Below are 17,300 nucleotides of genomic sequence, written 5' to 3'. Positions count from 1 at the left end.
CTATCTTCAAACAAGGTAGCATCTAAAAAATGTTAAAAGGAATTTCTCCTTATCTCCTTATCTCCTTATCTCCTTATCTCCTTATCTCCTTATCTCCTTAGTATCTTCTTATACTTGATGTCATCTGCAAACCTTTTCCACGTTCTTTGATTACTTACTGAATATAGTCATACAGATTTTTCGCTAACAATAAACAAGTTACTGTAATGAAAAGAGCACGAACATACCCGCTTCCTTTTTTTATAGCAAACTTGGAGCCAACAATCCCTCCAGCAATTTGAGCAATCCCCATAATAAAACCATACGCATAATTTACTTGCCCTACATACATAAACATCAACAATGCCCCAACATTACTTCCTAAATTAAGAAGCTTCGCATTACCTGCTGCTTTTAAAAAATCATACCCAATAAATAAAAGAGAAAACATTAAAAACGAACCTGTTCCAGGACCTAGAAATCCATCATAAAAACCAATAGTAAAAACAAAAAAAGTAAAAATAATGACGTGTCGACCAGACAATTTCTTATGAGTGGAAATACTACCCCAATCCTTTTTGAATATCGTATAAATAGCAACCGCACCAAGCATGATCAGCATCAATGGCTTCAGTAGTTCTGGGTTCATTAAATGAACGGTCCATGCCCCTATTATGGAACCTATGAAAGTGAGTGGAACTAATTTAAACGCCGATTTCAAATCAAGATTACCAGAACGATAAAACACAATATTACTAGTTGCACTCCCCATTGTCGATGCTAGCTTATTTGTGGCTACCGCACTTGCTGGATTCAGTCCTGTAAATAATAAAGCTGGTAAAGCAATGAGTCCACCACCACCTACAACTGAATCAATAAATGCAGCTAAAAATCCAAAAGCAATCAAAATAATTAATACGGATGGGTCTAAATAAAAATCCATATTATTAACCTCCTCTTTAGTCACTATTAGAATAGTAACTAATAATTTGCTAAATGTAAACAGTTATTGTAACGTTGAAATATAAAGTGAAACTTTAATCAGTGGGGGGTTTTGTTCATCCCCTACTGATTATTAGTTGAACCAATCGGGCTTTTACGTGCAGTTGATCCCCCACCTAACTTCTTTGCTTCCACTGAATTTTGAGGTGGGGGTCTTACTGCACGTTAAAGCGGGATAAAAGCAAACATCGGAGGACGAAAAAAGTGGACTACATAGTGCAACAGCTTAAAAAAATGGGTTTTAATGAATATGAAGCTAAATCTTATGTATCGCTTGTTAAACAGGGGCCTGTCACAGCCTACCAAGTGAGTAAGGATTCAGGTGTCCCAAGAGCGCGAATTTACGAGATTTTGGGTAACCTTGTAGAAAAAGGAATTGTCATGAAGGAAGAAATAAATGACACCACTCGCTATTCACCTCTACCGGTTGAAGTCTTTTTACAGAAGGCTCAATCAGAATGGCAGTCTACTTATGAAGGAATCAGTGATTCATTAAAAAAACTAGAAACTTCCGAGGAAAAAACGGATAATCGAGTGATTACGTTAAAAGACAATAAAACAATCATTAGCTATTGTCAGGCATTAATAAAAAAAGCAGAACAACGTATTGTCATTTCAATGTGGGATGAGATGTATGAAGCGTTAAAAGAAGATCTATCTGAAGTAGCTGATAAAGTTACAATACAAGGCATTACCCTGCATGTTGAAAATCCCATTAAAAATCTAGAAGCCCATCGTATAACACCCTATACAGAAACTCGCTCTACAGAACATTGGTTTATTTTATCGATAGACTCTAAAGAGATGATTTATGGACCATCACTTGAAGAGCGTAATATTGCTTTTTATACAGATGATCCGGTTCATATATACCTATTAGAGGATTATGTATGGCATGATGTGTTAGTAAATCGACTTGTCCGACGTAGCCAAGATGATTTGCAGCAATGGATTACGACAGAGCGAAAATCCTTCTTTATGGGAAAATAAGAAACATATTTAAAGAATCAAAGAATAAAGCATAAGTTAATGAAATGAAACACTTATGCTTTATTTTATTCGCAAAGCGATATTCCATTCCTTTCACTATTTCCCCTCCACAAACCGCCCAAACTCCTTCAAAAACCGCAACTTAAAACTCCCTACAGGTCCATTCCGATGCTTCGCCACATGAACCTCCGTCATCTCTTTCTGCATCGTTTCCTTATCATAATAATCTTCGCGATACATAAGCATAATGACATCCGCATCTTGCTCAATTTGTCCTGTCTCTCTTAAATCAGATAAAAGTGGTCGCTTATCTTGACGTGACTCTACGGAACGAGACAATTGCGACAATGCTACTACACAAACATTTAATTCACGTGCTAATTGCTTAAGCTTACGCGAAATTTCACTAATCTCTTGAAATCGATTGCCCTTATGCTTCGGATCGCCCGTAATAAGCTGCAAGTAATCTACAATAACTAAAATCTTTTTATCACCGTGCTTCCTCTTTAACTTACGAGTTTGCATCCAAATATCTTGCACCGAAATGCCTGCGTTATCGTAAATTTCAAATGGTAATTCCCCGATCTCCGCAAACGCAGTCTTCCCCATAGAAGGACGCGCACCAAGAACGACAAAATCACCTTCCTGCAATCCGCACGTCATTTTATTCAGCGATATATAACCAGTCTCAATACCAGTAATCTCTTTCGCATCTTGATGAAGCTCTTCATATAAATCAACTAGCGCATCCTTCAAATCAAACTCACATACACAGTCCTTTTCCTCTAACTCACAAAGTGCCGTAATCGTCTCACCAATAATTTTCTCACTCTTCTCCACAATAAGACGCTCTCCCATCTTGTGCCCGAGAACACCAGCCTGATACATTTTCCAGGCACCTCGAACAAGCCCCTCATAATAAGAGAAGTTGGCAGTTGTAGGCACACCATCCATTAACCCTATAAAGTACTCCATTCCCCCGATCCCCTCTAAAAACTTCGGATCTACCCTAGAAATGAATGTCACAAGATCAATCGGTTGCCCCTCTTCTTCCATTTTTCGCATTAACTGAAATATAGACTTGTGCACCGAAAGAGAAAAATACTGCTCCGTCAAATGGCACTCCTTAATAAGCTCTCCATCAAGTAGTAGAGAACCTAACACCGTCTTTTCCGCCTCCACATTTTGAATACTCATGGCCGCCACCCGCGCTCCGCTAAAAAGCGCTGCAACTCTTCCTCAGACGGCGCATTCTTCTCCCACTCCTCACACCTCGCCAAAAACTCCTCCGTCTCCCCCGTACTAACAGACGACTCCTTCTTCCTAAACTTAGCCGTATCCGCCTCAACCTCACACACTTTCGTAAACCCTTTCCCGTGCCAGCCTCTCAAAATGCCCTTCACATAAGCAACCGTCCGCTTATTATTCTCAAACGCAATTTGAAGAGCCTTCAGCACAAGCTCCTCTGACAAATCTTCCATCCATGCACTCAGTTCCTCCACAGTATGCGGAGACAAACTACCGAAATGTTGCTCATAAAAAGAAAACACACGACTTCCCGTTTCTTCCTCTATAACCTCTTCTTCCTCTATAACCTCTTCTTCCTCTGCCTCCTCGCAAACTGGATCAACATCATCCACAGCTAAATCACTCGGCATACCGAAATGCGCTAAAAGCATCGGAACATTCAGCTCCTCCTCCACGCACTTCTGAAGAAACATATGTACAAACTCCTTATTCTTCACACCCTTAAGCTCACGAAGCACACACTTCTCCACATTCGTATTCGTCACCGGATTATAGCGAAGCCAATTCAAAACGAATAACTCCCGCGTCTCCGCATCATAAAGAATCTTCCCATAATCAATGAAGCGCTGCACAAGCTTATCAACAGTCTCCCGATTATAACCAGTCTCCATCTCCGCTAACCGCTTCGGAAAAGGAAAAATCCCACACTGCGTCGTCTTCGAACAAGTCAACAAGTACACATAAAAATACCGCTCCTCCGGCGTCAAATCCAAAACAAAATCATCCTGCCAAAAATTCACCTGCACAGTACGATACACCGCCATCCTAATTCCTCCCGTCCTAATTCAAAAATGAAAATTTCCTCTTTGTACTATATATAGGAAGGAGGGCTGGGGTTTTGGCGTGTTATTTCAAAAAATTTTCCGACTCCTACTACGGTGTTTGTTGGTGTTTTTGTTTTGTTATGTTTTTTCTTAGTGATTTATTACTTGGTAGGGGCTTGTAAGGGGCTTATGAGGGGCTAGTTATCGGTTACTTCAATTAGGAAGACTCGATCTGAGAAGCCCCCTCTTTCTTCTGCTTTCTTTTTACGGATGTTGTTGATTTCTTCTAGTGTTGTACCTTCGTGTTCGGCTAGGGCGTTTATTATTTCTAGTAGGTCGGATAGTTCTTCGAGTTTATGTTCTTTTGTTGTTGCTTCTAGGTATTCGGTTAGTTCTTCTTGGGTTTTGTTGCAGAGTTCCTCTATGTATTCATCTTCGTTTAGGATTCTTGTTGTGGGTGTTTTTCCGTTGGATTTTATTATATTTGGGATTTTGTTTCGGATTAGTTTGTTGTAGGTTGGCATGGGGGTTTCCTCCGTTTGTTTTTTCATTTACTAAAGCGGTTTATATGATTAATTCATAAAAACATTTTATTATTTTCTTTAAGTTTTTCTAGACACTCAATATATCCTTCCTTTTCCATATATTTTTTTACTTTGTTTGTTTCTTCAATCTCTCTTGCTAAGTCATTCTGAGACCACATATCAATGTAATCTTCCGGATACCATGTAAGCCCAAGTGGCATCTCACCAATTAGTTTTTCAGGAAAAACTTCCCCCGATGCAATCTTTTCCTTTTCTATTAAATCATAACCTTTAACATTTATCCCCATATCATTACATAGATATATAATAGCTTTTGCTTGATATCTACTACGCCAATACGACCAACGCCATATGGTTGATATTGGTATATATTTATAGACATACCTTGAATTAATCTTACCTATGGGATACCTTAATAAAAATACAATATTATGATCCCCGTCTTCTTCTAATCTTAAATCGCCATACTTAAAAACATACATTGTTATTTGTTCTCTAGTAGACACTAAATTATATGTATCTCTAATAAATGAATGTACTTCTTTATAATAAGACTTATACCAATAAATTTGATTATCAATACCATCCAACCATTCTCTACGTACACCAAATTTCTCACATGTCCAATTAATGATGTCATCATTTAAGATCTTAAGAATACTATCATAATCAACAAAATCTTTAAGTGATAAACCAAATTTTTTATCAATAAAAAATGGTATTTGATTTTGCATAATTGAATGATTTTCATACACCTCAATAAACCTTTTTACCACTTTATAAACCGCACCATTTTTTTTATCCTTTATAAGCTTAGACCTTTGAACATCTTCTACAATTATCTGATTAATTGTAGTGGGAGAATTCACATTATAGGTGTTACAATTCCCATAATTCCCTATTTTTATTTTCAAATTCTTTTTCATTTTATTAAACATCTTATCCCCCCTATATTTAATTATTATTTACATTAAAAGTATTATGGTTTCCTTTATTCTTTATTTTAGATTTTTTTTCAACTGTTTTCCCAGTAAAAAAACCCATAATGAATCCAGAAATTATTCCAGCTACTACACCTGCAAAAACCGCACCTATAAAAGTTGAAACATCCATTAAATTTTTTATTATATTCATATTGCTCCACCTCTATCAATGTTAATTTATCAACCCAGAATGCTTTTGAGCTAATTTTTAATTATCAAATATATTATTGAATAGCAAATTATTCAAAGGCGAACAAGGGCCTTTCCCTTGTTCGCCTTTTGATGTTTCATTATCATTAGGAATCATAAAGTATTATAAGTTTTTATAATACTTTAAATACGGAGAGATAAATTAAATTATATTTTTTATTACATATTTTGAAACGTAACTTATATCTTTTAATTTCGAAAAGTTAGATGCTAGTCTTTGCTTTAGCTCAAAAGCATCCTCAAAATCATCACCAATAATTTTAATAATTTTATTAATATCTCTCTCATAAATACCTAAATCTAATAGCATTTTTTTATGTTTAACTTGTGAAAAATATAGATATTCAATAGTATTTAATATCTTACTATCTAAAATATCTATTAATTCTTTTCTTACATTTTCTCTTTCTAAAAAATACTTTATGATTAACACTCGACTATAAAAATTATGTTCAATATAACTCGTCTTAAACATTATTGCTTTGGCTATGAGATAATCTATATCTATTTTGAAATATTTTTTTGCATCATCTACTACTTTTTTTATACGAGGCCTTTTTTTACTGAGCAGGGTGTTAATTAAATTCGATTCTAATTTTACTTTTTCTTTTTGCTCACATATTTTATATAAAATTTCTACTAAACGTAATCTACCGACTCGCCCATCTTCGATATGAGCTTGCAGTTGAGCTAATAATTTTGTTTTATTCATAGCATATGCATTATATAAATCAATTACTGTATCAAATCTAGCCTTTGACCCTATATTTGCTAGATAATCCTCCTTAGTTATATTTAATTTTTTTAAAAACTCTACAACATCTTGATATTTTTCTACTTCACCTTTCTGTATATCAATATCTTTACTTGCATCAGTAACTTCGAATCGAATACTTTTAACAGCATCTGCTTTTCTATACTCTGGATCACTTGGAGATTTAATGTAATATGCATCTCCAATATAATGTTGATGCAATCTACCTGTTCTTCCTACCAAGTTAAAAAAATCAAATGCCGAAAAATGATCACCAGGACTATTAGAAATTCTAGAAGGCTTTGTTATAATTATATTTTTAGCAGTAGTATTTACCCCTTCTAACAAAGTAGAGGTACAAAGCAATTTATTAAATAAATTACTTTGTTCATAATAATCTAATTGAAACATTCTAGTTCCCATTGGAATTTGTCCATTATGGATTAAATATCCTCTTTCTAAAGCCGTTATTAGACACCATTCTTCATGTATTTCTTCTTTAGCCCACTCAATAAAAAATAAAACTTCATGATCAAGGAATTTTAATTTTTTTGGCTCCAATGCAATTACTGTAGAAATATATTTATACATACTACTTACTGTAGGAAAATATATTAATGTTTTTTCTTCTTCATTTAATGATTTTAATATTCTTTTACACTCACTAACTCTGTCTTGTTCCTGTAATATAGGAAACGTCCTTACATCATTAACTACTGGAGAATAGTTTGAACCATAAAAAACCGGTGATTTTTCTAATTTATCTATGTCATTAACCTCTTTAATAAATGGCGCTAAAAGAACATATTTGCTCGCCTTTTTAGATAAATAGTAATAAGCCATATTTAAAACTAATACCCTATCATTTTGCATATCTGTTTCTAACTTATATACTTCATCAATAACTAAAAAATCTATCTTCTCTATAATATGATAATTAGTCTCTTGTACCACCCTATCATGTGTAAGAATGAATATATTGAAACTATTAAAATTATAGATTTTTTCTTCATTTAAACTCGTATGAATTTTATAATGACTAAATTTATTTTTATACTTTTTTATTATTTTCTTGAAATACTCATCAACTAATGCCAAAGTAGGTACAATCAGCACCACATTTTTCGGCTTATACTTAACTATATATTCAAAGATACAAAAAGTTTTACCAAAACTTGTAGGTGCACTGATTATAGTTGCAGCATTCTCATTTATTTTAGAGACAATTTGTAATTGTTCAGGGTGCATAGAAATATTTTCATCAATCTCTGACATAGCAAATGAATTATAAACTATAGATCTAAAAGAAAAATTTTGGGAATAAACTGTTAGATCAAGTGAAAATAAATCATCTGCTAACTCTTTTGCTCGCAGCGCAGAATTATTAGCTCCATTCAATTCTCTAATGTATTTTTCTCTTAACGCTTGAGGATTATTTTGTTGCTTCATTTCTATAGTAGTCCCCCCTATCCCTTATTTTCTTAGTGAAAGTTGCAACTAGTTTATTCTTGTCCACAATAGGTAAAGAAATAGAATAATATTTTGTGTCTAAGTTAAACAACTTTACCTTATTTACTTTTTCTAATTTAAGTAGAATTTCTTCAACCTTTAATTCTGTACCATGAGCAATAAATATAGGCACACCAATTTGCTTAATATTAGCTTTCTTTATAAAATCCATAATGTCTATACTAATTTCGGTTACATCCCCATAAATATCATTAAATCTGTACAGCATATTCTTGTAAAACCTATTGCTTAGAACAATATCAAACTCATCAGACACTTGTTTTTCATATTCTTTTAATGACTTTTTAATAAGATTTAACCCATTATCCAGTTTTAAACTCATTTTAGATTCTCCAAATAAAAGTAAATGCTCTTTTTCTGAATAGAACAATGTATCTATTCCATAAACATTCATATTTGGATCAGTCTGTAAATGAACTTTAGGAAGAATACAATCAAATTCAAAAAAATCTGCCAATAAACAACAAAATAAATATTCTCCAATTTTCCCCATTTTATCTAAACGAACTAATTTCTTTCCATCCTCATCCTCTAGTACTTGTTCTTCTTTTAATATTAAAAGAAGCATTTCTTCTAATTCAGAAATTTCTTTCACCTGATTAAAATCATCAATATATGTTTTTAAATGTTTATATAGGGTTACAAAATTTTTAGGAGATGGGCTAAATTTTATGCTAGAGGTATGCTCACAATATTTAAGTAACTTGTCCTCCGAAAAAAAATATTCAAATAAATTTTCATAAAAAGTAGGATTATCCTCGATTTCAATATGACAAAAAGAGTAATTATCTTTTATAAAATGCACGTTAAAACAATCAAATTCTTTTGTTCTCACTTTCTCTTTTTCTCCGATAGTAATAGCCTACACCTCCCAAGAAATGTCCTTTTTTTCAAATATAACTCCATGGATAACAATATATCCCATTATACCATTTTCACCCGCTATCATTTCAATTCAAACTAAATTTTTAGACTTTAATCACTATTTCGGATCAAAAGATAAATCATACCTATAGCTTCTATTACTTGGAGAAATTCAAACCAATTCTACTATGAATCCCTTTCGGCTATACCGTCCCTCTATGTATTAAAATTATTCAAATGTGACCTATTTTGTGCGATATACTTCTTCTTTCCTTAAAATAGGATAAACTGCCTCGATACAAGTATTATCACACGGGCAGAGGGCTTTATTTTATAATTCACGCGTAGGGCTCGAAGTTCCTGACTTATAATATTGTGTCCCTAAGTCAGTATTTAAAATAAGACCTTTTGCTGATCCCTATGTATAGCAAGCATTTTCTAACACTTTCACCCCAAGATTCATTGTCATATTTCGTAAAGATGAATATCCTACAATTCTACCCATGACAGATGCAAGTTAATACCAATCATCTTTTCACATGTCAATATAGGTAATATCCACTTCCCGTTTTTCATTTATTGTTGTTGTAAAGAAGTCCTGTTCTAATAGATTTCCCCGTTCCTCTATAGAAGATCTTGATGAATGCAGTTTATATTTTTCAGGATAATGGAACGAATATTTTCTTTCTTCATGAACCGTTGTACAATCCCTATGCTGACTTGTAAATCTTACTCCAACAGTGTTTGATGAATCTTTGGCATACCGTAACGCTCTTTGGCATTTTGATAGATTTGCTTGATTTTTTGAGTTAATTATTTATTTTTACGAATATTGCTATAGCCTTTTTTAAAAAATTATTTACTTCTTTTAAATAATTTTTTTCATTTGTTTTAGATTTTCTAGTGTCATTTCCTCCTCGGCCCCTCTTATAAAGACTTAACTAAGTTGTATCCATATAATTCTACAACTCCATTTCCTTTTAAAGTAAGTAGAAGAATATATTAATAAAAAAGAACTAACTATGACCACTTATTGGTTAAGTTAGTTCTTTTAATCAGTTAGATTATCTAAAAGACTTTAAAAAATTTTTTTCGATTCACCATTCATGACTTCACTGCTTTTAATAATTTTGTACTCCATTTTACTTGCAGTAGCAATCTCTCTAGCCGCTCGCTCTTTGGCCAAAACTACAGGATCCTCAATTTTATTATCCCCTTTAACTTCGACTATTACATAATCTCCATTATTTTTTTCTACTAAAAAGTCAGGATAATAATTTCGTACATTATTTGAATCTGGATCAATATATTGAATATAAAAATCTGTCTGTCCATGGGTTAACATACCAGTAAAATAGACCTTTTTAACATCCTGCATTTGAACAACATCTTCAAAAAACTTTTTCTCCGGTTTTGAATCGAAACAATACGTATCTAGATGGAAACTTTTCTCTCTGATGACTTTACATTCATTTTGTGATCGCTCTACAACAAGATCCGGTTTTGCAGTAACTGTATAGTAACCCAATTTGGACTCCTTGACCAAATTAATTTGATATTCTTCTTTACGCTCATAAGGCTTTAATTCATAAAAATAATTAAAAAGTTCAGGAATGATATAATCATAAACTATTTCATTATAATCATTTACGAACTCTACTAGATTTTTGATATCAGATGATGAATTCGATAATACTTCTTCCACTTCAACACATGATTTATTTAGGTATTTGGCAATCTCAGCCACTAACATATATGCACTGAATTGTCTTTTGTCTCTTTCCTTTTTTAAATCTTCACTGACTTTCCGAATACCATTTAATCCTTCTTGACTAATTCGTTTTAATTGATATTTCGTCAAATCAATTTTATCTAGTTCAAAATTAACCTTCCCTGCAATATCTTTATCTTTTAATAGGTACAATTTTTGAGTTCTATTTAATGTAACTCTAACAGGCGGCGGAACTAATTTAACCTTATATTCTTCCTTATTACTTTCCATCTCATTTAAATTTTTGATATTTAAACGAAAGTTTTTATTTAACTCCTCATCTAAAATCTCTAAGTTTGCTGCTGATAAATAAACTTGCCCCGTTTCCTGCACTGCTCCAATTGCGCGTAAACACCTCATTGTTGCTTGTAATACAAATACCTTTGATTTTGGTTTTCTATACAATGCTACTCCGAACAGAGAACGACAATTCCAACCTTCACGCCCTTTATTCACCAATAAGATAAACTGCTTATTAGACTCTGGCGAATCTAGCTTATTAAACTCTCGAATATCATCATTCGTAGTGATCTTATCATTACCAACATTCACTAATATTTTATCAATCGGAATATCTAGCTCGTTTAAAATTCGTTCTAATTCTGGACGTAACTCGTTTTGTAGTTCCTCTACTCCACTAGCAAAAATCGCTAATTTAGGCAGCATTCCTTCATATCGCCGATTATTATATTTTTCCCAAAAATCTTTTACTGTGATTTGTAAAAACTCTTTTGATTTTGAATTTGTATAGCCTTCAATATGAACTTTTTTCAAATATGCTTTATTTATAGCTTCTTGTAATCCATAAGCATAAACTACCTCAGGAAAAACCTCTTTACCCGAATACGGCGTACCAGTAAAATTATAACAACCAATCAAAGAGGTTCCGGATCTCTCAAGGGATGATGCTAACTCATTAATCGTTAATCTTAGACTTGTTTTAGAAACCTTTAACCCCATATCTTTCGCTAAAGCATCACCAAAAGCATGATGTGCCTCATCAATAAATACACCTAGATTTCCCAATCGAGTCAATTTAGAAAACCTTTGATTATTCAGTAATTCTCCTTCTTCTATAGGTTCACCAAAACCATATAGATCACCTATTTGATCATAGGCTGATCCTGTTGATGAAGCACTACCATTAAACAACGTTTCAGCCCCTGATCTCTCTTTGTGCTGACGTTTTAGAATAATCTTTTGTGTATTTGAAATAATAATATTGTATTTTGATCGGTCAATCGTATTTAATGTTGTACCAGTATCCTCTAGAAAATGAATTTTCAAATTACTATCCAACCAAGCTAAATATTCGGGTGGAATAATTTTCGATTTATCAAAAGTTTGAATTTCACGTAAAGATTCTAAGACAGTTTTATCTGGTGCAAATACAATTGCGTTATGACAAAAACGTTTATCCTTAGGAAACTTATTAGCTAATAAAAATTCATAGAAAATACAAGTCGCCATTAAAATTGTTTTACCTGTCCCCATTGTTAGCGCAAAAATATAGTTAGGGTAGGCTAATTCATATTTTTTCATCCGAGCAAATACACTTTTATATTCATCAATTTCTATAGTAAATAAAGAATACTGTTCACCCTGAGTTAGGCCCAGATCCCCACGGTTTTCAAAGCCACCTTTTTTTTCGTACCAATCAGTAAAAATATCATGAATTTTCTTGTTTTCTTGATATTCCTTTAGAAAGACATACATTTCCAAAGCTTCGAACTGTGGTTGACGTAAGAAAGATTTTGGATTTTGATAATCGTTAAAATCTAAAAACTTCTTAGACAATAACTTATATTTTGAACGTATACGTGATTTATTTTGAACATAAAAATCCCATAAATAAGTATAGAAAGCGAAATCTAACGCAAAAGATTTTTTTTTACTCATTCTCAATGCTCACCTCTAACGATTCAGATAGTATATCGGTTATTTTCACTCGAATTGTACCCGCATCTTCCGGAATATTGTATACCCCTTTGACAAAACCTTCTTTAGAAGGTATATCAATTTCACTTGGTTCTAAAATTGCTCCATCATAATTCCAATCAATCATTACTGACTCAACAAGCTCTTTCCATTCTTCAATATTTTCTTTCATAATACTTAATTTTTGAAGAAGATTCATCGGATAGAAATTTTGAATAATTAATTGATTATTATCAATTTTAATTCGGGCCTCTGCATCTCGTTTAAATTCTAAATTGACTCTATCACGTAAAATATCTACCACTTCAACATTAATTTTATATGGAATTTCCTTTTTTAAGGTTGCTGCTAAATCTGGTTCATGACCCATACATACTAATAAAATATCCTCAACAACTTGGTTAGGATGGCTCTTTTGTCTTTCCTCTAAAACCTTATAGTCTAAATTTGTAATAAGATTATTTAAATCTGCTTTTGTCGCAATTCTGTTAATAGGCATTATTTTAACCATCTGACCATCTTTTTCACCGTCATAGATGCTGTTTTGAATTTGTTGTACCTCTAACACTTCTAATAATATATCTTTAGCTTGAGAAGGATTTTTAAACATTTCATAGTTATTAACATTGAATATCTCCAGACCTGTATTATATTCTGGAAGTAAATTCAGCAATCGTTTTGTCGTTGTTTGAACCGAAGTCAAATTAATATCTGCTCCAATAAATCTCCTACCAGTCTTTAATGCAACAGCTTGGGTAGTTCCCGATCCCATAAAACAATCAAAAACTATATCTCCTGGATTTGTTGCAGCTTCAATGATTCTTTGAATTAACGCTTCCGGTTTTTGAGTAGGATAACCAGTAGGCTCAATCTTATCAGCAGGCTGTAGCATAGATAATCTCCACACATCATCTACGGTCTTATGTGTAGATTCTATATAGATGACCTTTCCATCTTCATCTTTTGCATTTACTAACGACTGAGTTTCACTATCCCACACTCTTTTAATTTGTCGAACCGGCTTCTCCCTCTTTTCTCTTATCTTATTAAAAGTAAATGTATCCGATTTTGTATAAACTAAAATATTATCATGATTTGAAGCAAACCTATTAATATTCCCTTGCATTTTATTATAATAATGCCAAATCACTTCATTTTTAAAAGCTCCCGGCCCAAATATTTCATCTAAAATACATCTTAAATAACCACTTTTATGCCAATCACAATGGACATATAAAGTTCCTGTATCTGATAATAATTCTTTAATCAAAATTATCCTTTCATACATAAACTGAAGAAATTCATCATTACTCCAAATATCTCCATACTGTTTTTCCTCAAATGCGCTTAAATCTGTATTGACTTGTTTCTTTTTTAATTTTATTTTCTTTTTATAATCTGCCTTAGAATCAAACGGAGGATCTATATAAACCAAATCTATCCTCCCCCGAAATTCTTTAAGCAAATGACTCATTACTTGAAGGTTATCTCCCCAAAATATTTTATTCATCCATTCTTGATTTGAGTTACCATAAGATTCTTTAAGTTGTGCTGGATAGTATTGAGTCGATGTATACGGTCGCTTTCCTTTCCAATTAAGCATTGGATAGCCCTTAATTGGCTCAAATTTATAGTCTTCTACACTTTGTAATTCATGCTCATTATTCATTCATTTCACCTCATAAATTTCGATCACAGTAAAAACGCATATCACAGTTTCCACAGTGTTTTTTCGGTCTTTGTTTAATTGTATAATCATGACTTTCTATGCGATCAACAATTCGATCAAACGATTTAATCGTTTGATTAATTACTGATGTATCTTTATCAAACGTAACATAGGGATTACTCTCTTTTTCTCCTGTATAGTAAAGGTGCATCTTACTTACTTTATAGTTAGTTCGTTCTTCTACTAAATGTGCATATACTTCAAGTTGTCGCTTATAACGATAAAGTGTATCTCTCTCTTTTACTAAATCTGGTTTCTTTTCGGATTTAAAATCGACGATTTCCACTGTATCCCCGTCACCTTTTACTAAATCAATTGTTCCCTTGAGAATATATTTATCCTTTACTAAAGATACATCAACTTCCGCCTCTTGAATATGAGACCAATCACCATTCTGTTTTTCCACATAACTTTTCACTTGTTTCAATGCAGCCTCTTGTGTTTGCGGAGCTAAGTATACACGCTCACGTTTAGACAGGTGCTGATAATTAGTATTAAACCAATCTTCTATATTTGCTTCATTGATTAAATATGCTTCGCTTTTCAACGCAGACTTATGAATATCTTCTATTGTTTGATGAACTAATGTACCAAAGATTGTGGCCCCTTGACGTACAGGTGCAAAACCTAGTTCTTTATAAAATTTATATTGTAAAGAACATGTTTCAAATAAGTTAATATGAGATGTGAAAGAATACTCTCGCTTAATATTAACATCCTTTACCTGGGCTAGTTCGATATTATAAATAGTTGGTTCATCTCGCCAGCTTTTTAGATGACGATAGGACTCAGTAAAGTATTTGGAAGGTATATTTCTCGTCCCCGGCCCATTCGCCACATTCTCCTGACAACTTAAAACAAGCAGATTTTGTGCTCTTGAATAGGCTGTATAATACAATCGATAAAAATCATAAATTTTAGTACGATCTATAGGTTCAAATGGTGATTTACTATAAAAATCATTTTGGAGTAACTCATCAATTTCAGTATACTGTTTTCTTGGTGTAGATTCCAATGATCCCACTATAACAATTGGAAATTCCAGCCCTTTAGATTGGTGGATTGTTAAAAACGATACACATCCACTCGGTGCATATTCTGAATCATCCTCGTATTCATCAATGCCTCCTTGTAATAGAAATCGTACGTATTGGTTGAAAAATCTTACTACTGAATCCCCAATGTTTTTTGTTGTAAATACAGAAAGGTGATGAAGGTACTCAAATTTAGTAAGCATCTTCGAAAACTGTGATAAATTACGCACTTCTCTACTATCCTTAACTGTAAATACATTATCACTCAACAAATCGCTAAATAATTCAAACTGAATAAGCTGATAGAATAATCCAGAAAACGCATAATCTAAGTTTTTATTTAACGTCATATGCAATCTGGCTTTCCCTTTACACCAATTTAACAAATCATGATTTTCCGATTTTCTTAGTTCTTCCGCAAATTCTAATAAACATTTATCATAAAAATCCCATTCAGGAATAAAAGCACCATCATTCCATTTTCTAAGTTGTGCATACATTGGAAATAAGAATAATATCGCTCCTAAAGCTAAACGAATTTCTCGTCGCTCAAAGAATAGATTCGAACGAGGCGAATAAACCGCTATACCTCTTTCTTCTAAATATCGCGAAAGTTTCAGTACTCTTGGATTTTTTACTGAGCGAAAAAGAAGTGCAACCTGATTCCAATCAGAAATTTTCCCATCAGCTTTCATAGTTTGAAGAAACGAATATACTTCACTCTCCCAATCACCTAAGCCGTCCTCACCTGATACTTTAACAACAGTTCTTTGATTTACTCTATTCGAATCATCTGCAATAACTTTCTTGTCAAAACGATATGTAATACCCTGTTCTGACCAATTATTTTGTTCCATCCATTGATTATAGAACTGAATAATCTCTGGATTTGAACGATAGTTAGTAGAAAGTTCCACTTGCTGACAAATACCTTCCGGAAAGTTTTGTGGAAATTCTAAAATATTTCGAATGGTAGCTCCTCTAAAGCGATATAGACCTTGATCATCATCCCCGACAACACAAATATTTTGTTTTCTTCCTGCTAATAAAAACACAAGCTTTTCTTGAATTGTATTCGTATCCTGGAACTCATCAATCATTAAATAGTGTAATTTCTCATTTAAATTATCCCTTACCTCTTCATAATTCTGAAGAAGTTTGTAAGTTTCAAGTTGGATTGTTGAGAAATCTAATGCATTTTCTTCAACCAATAATTGTTCATAAATTTGGTAACACCGTCCTAAAATACTTAATCTAGTATCCTCACTAGCAACTAATTCTTCAATATCAACGATTTCCTCACTTAATTTATTAATCCATTTTAATAATTCTTGTGATTGCTTCCAACGTGAGGTATTAAAACTTAACACAGATTCAATCCCGTCCAGTGCTAAAAACCGGTTTAACTTTTGATAAAGCATATATTGTTGGTCAAATTGATCCATTAGTATATAGTTTTTCTTTAATCGCGTGTATTCTCTATTATCTTCTAATATACGAAGGCATAATGAATGGATTGTGCCAACATACATTTCGTTAAGATTAAACTTAATATCAGCTTCATGAAGTCTATTTGAAATTCGAGTAACCAACTCATTAGCCGCTTTCTCAGTGAAAGTAGCTACTAAAATATTTTCTGGTTCAACTTGCTTGTGTTCAATAAGATATAAAATACGTTCTACCAAAGTAAATGTCTTACCTGAACCTGGTCCAGCTATGATTAATAATGGTCCTTCAGTCGTTTCTACAGCTTTTTTTTGTTGTTCACTTAATTTTTTTGACACAACGATTTCCCCCCTGTTTATATAATTAAAACGTCGTAACTTAAAAATTAATCTTTATTAATTAGTTTTTCACAAGAATTTCGATCCCTACATCCATTAACATATGCTTTCGATG

The 17,300-nt window shown here is 32.8% G+C and carries 12 protein-coding genes and 1 pseudogene; 1 reads left to right on the top strand and 12 read right to left on the bottom strand.

Annotated elements, in window-relative coordinates:
• Nucleotides 1-154: 154 nt before the first annotated feature.
• Nucleotides 155-922 (bottom strand): TSUP family transporter, encoded by a 768-nt coding sequence (locus tag KVT31_RS10075; RefSeq protein WP_088095363.1) that lies wholly within the window; start codon nucleotides 920-922, stop codon nucleotides 155-157.
• Between the two features lie 263 nt (nucleotides 923-1,185).
• Between KVT31_RS10075 and KVT31_RS10070 the strand changes: the two genes are divergently transcribed.
• Complete coding sequence (locus tag KVT31_RS10070; protein WP_076535837.1) at nucleotides 1,186-1,971, top strand: TrmB family transcriptional regulator; 786 nt, start codon at nucleotides 1,186-1,188, stop codon at nucleotides 1,969-1,971.
• Nucleotides 1,972-2,067: 96 nt separating this feature from the next.
• On the opposite strand, the gene KVT31_RS10065 is transcribed toward KVT31_RS10070, so the two are convergent.
• The 11 genes and pseudogenes from KVT31_RS10065 to KVT31_RS30690 all read right to left on the bottom strand — a co-directional run bounded on the left by KVT31_RS10065 (nucleotide 2,068) and on the right by KVT31_RS30690 (nucleotide 17,185).
• Nucleotides 2,068-3,168, bottom strand: coding sequence for a DnaB-like helicase C-terminal domain-containing protein (locus KVT31_RS10065; RefSeq protein WP_140392367.1), 1,101 nt, complete (start codon nucleotides 3,166-3,168; stop codon nucleotides 2,068-2,070).
• Entirely contained in the window at nucleotides 3,165-4,043 is an 879-nt protein-coding gene (locus KVT31_RS10060) for a DnaD domain-containing protein (protein WP_088095361.1), read from the bottom strand. Before KVT31_RS10060 ends, KVT31_RS10065 begins: the two co-directional genes overlap by 4 nt.
• 197 nt (nucleotides 4,044-4,240) lie before the next feature.
• Complete coding sequence (locus KVT31_RS10055; RefSeq protein ID WP_088095360.1) at nucleotides 4,241-4,567, bottom strand: nucleoside triphosphate pyrophosphohydrolase; 327 nt, start codon at nucleotides 4,565-4,567, stop codon at nucleotides 4,241-4,243.
• 53 nt (nucleotides 4,568-4,620) lie between these two features.
• Nucleotides 4,621-5,526, bottom strand: coding sequence for a hypothetical protein (locus KVT31_RS10050; RefSeq protein WP_048536075.1), 906 nt, complete (start codon nucleotides 5,524-5,526; stop codon nucleotides 4,621-4,623).
• 16 nt (nucleotides 5,527-5,542) lie between these two features.
• On the bottom strand, nucleotides 5,543-5,722 hold the full coding sequence (locus KVT31_RS10045) for a hypothetical protein (RefSeq protein WP_048536077.1): 180 nt from the start codon (nucleotides 5,720-5,722) through the stop codon (nucleotides 5,543-5,545).
• Between the two features lie 201 nt (nucleotides 5,723-5,923).
• A complete protein-coding gene (locus tag KVT31_RS10040; RefSeq protein WP_088095359.1) occupies nucleotides 5,924-7,984 on the bottom strand; it encodes a DEAD/DEAH box helicase in 2,061 nt (686 codons plus the stop codon).
• Entirely contained in the window at nucleotides 7,968-8,900 is a 933-nt protein-coding gene (locus KVT31_RS10035) for a Hachiman antiphage defense system protein HamA (RefSeq protein WP_073531077.1), read from the bottom strand. Before KVT31_RS10035 ends, KVT31_RS10040 begins: the two co-directional genes overlap by 17 nt.
• Before the next feature lie 276 nt (nucleotides 8,901-9,176).
• Nucleotides 9,177-9,742: pseudogene (locus KVT31_RS30230) on the bottom strand (IS3 family transposase); the annotation flags it as partial.
• 265 nt (nucleotides 9,743-10,007) lie between these two features.
• Entirely contained in the window at nucleotides 10,008-12,599 is a 2,592-nt protein-coding gene (locus KVT31_RS10030; RefSeq protein ID WP_088095358.1) for a TnsA endonuclease N-terminal domain-containing protein, read from the bottom strand.
• Nucleotides 12,592-14,307 carry a DNA methyltransferase gene (locus KVT31_RS10025; RefSeq protein ID WP_073531079.1) on the bottom strand — a complete coding sequence of 572 codons (1,716 nt, stop codon included), beginning with the start codon at nucleotides 14,305-14,307 and terminating at the stop codon, nucleotides 12,592-12,594. The genes KVT31_RS10030 and KVT31_RS10025 overlap by 8 nt, the downstream gene beginning before the upstream one ends.
• A 10-nt stretch (nucleotides 14,308-14,317) precedes the next feature.
• Nucleotides 14,318-17,185: an ATP-dependent helicase gene (locus tag KVT31_RS30690; protein ID WP_249276693.1), complete on the bottom strand. Its 2,868-nt coding sequence runs from the start codon at nucleotides 17,183-17,185 to the stop codon at nucleotides 14,318-14,320.
• Nucleotides 17,186-17,300 lie beyond the last annotated feature (115 nt).

It is taken from the genome of Bacillus sp. GbtcB14 (assembly GCF_019091205.1).
In the GTDB taxonomy this organism is placed as follows: Bacteria; Bacillota; Bacilli; order Bacillales; family Bacillaceae_G; genus Bacillus_A; species Bacillus_A cereus_AG.
The sequence above is the reverse complement of the archived record's forward strand: the minus strand, read 5'-3'. Positions and strand labels throughout refer to the sequence as shown.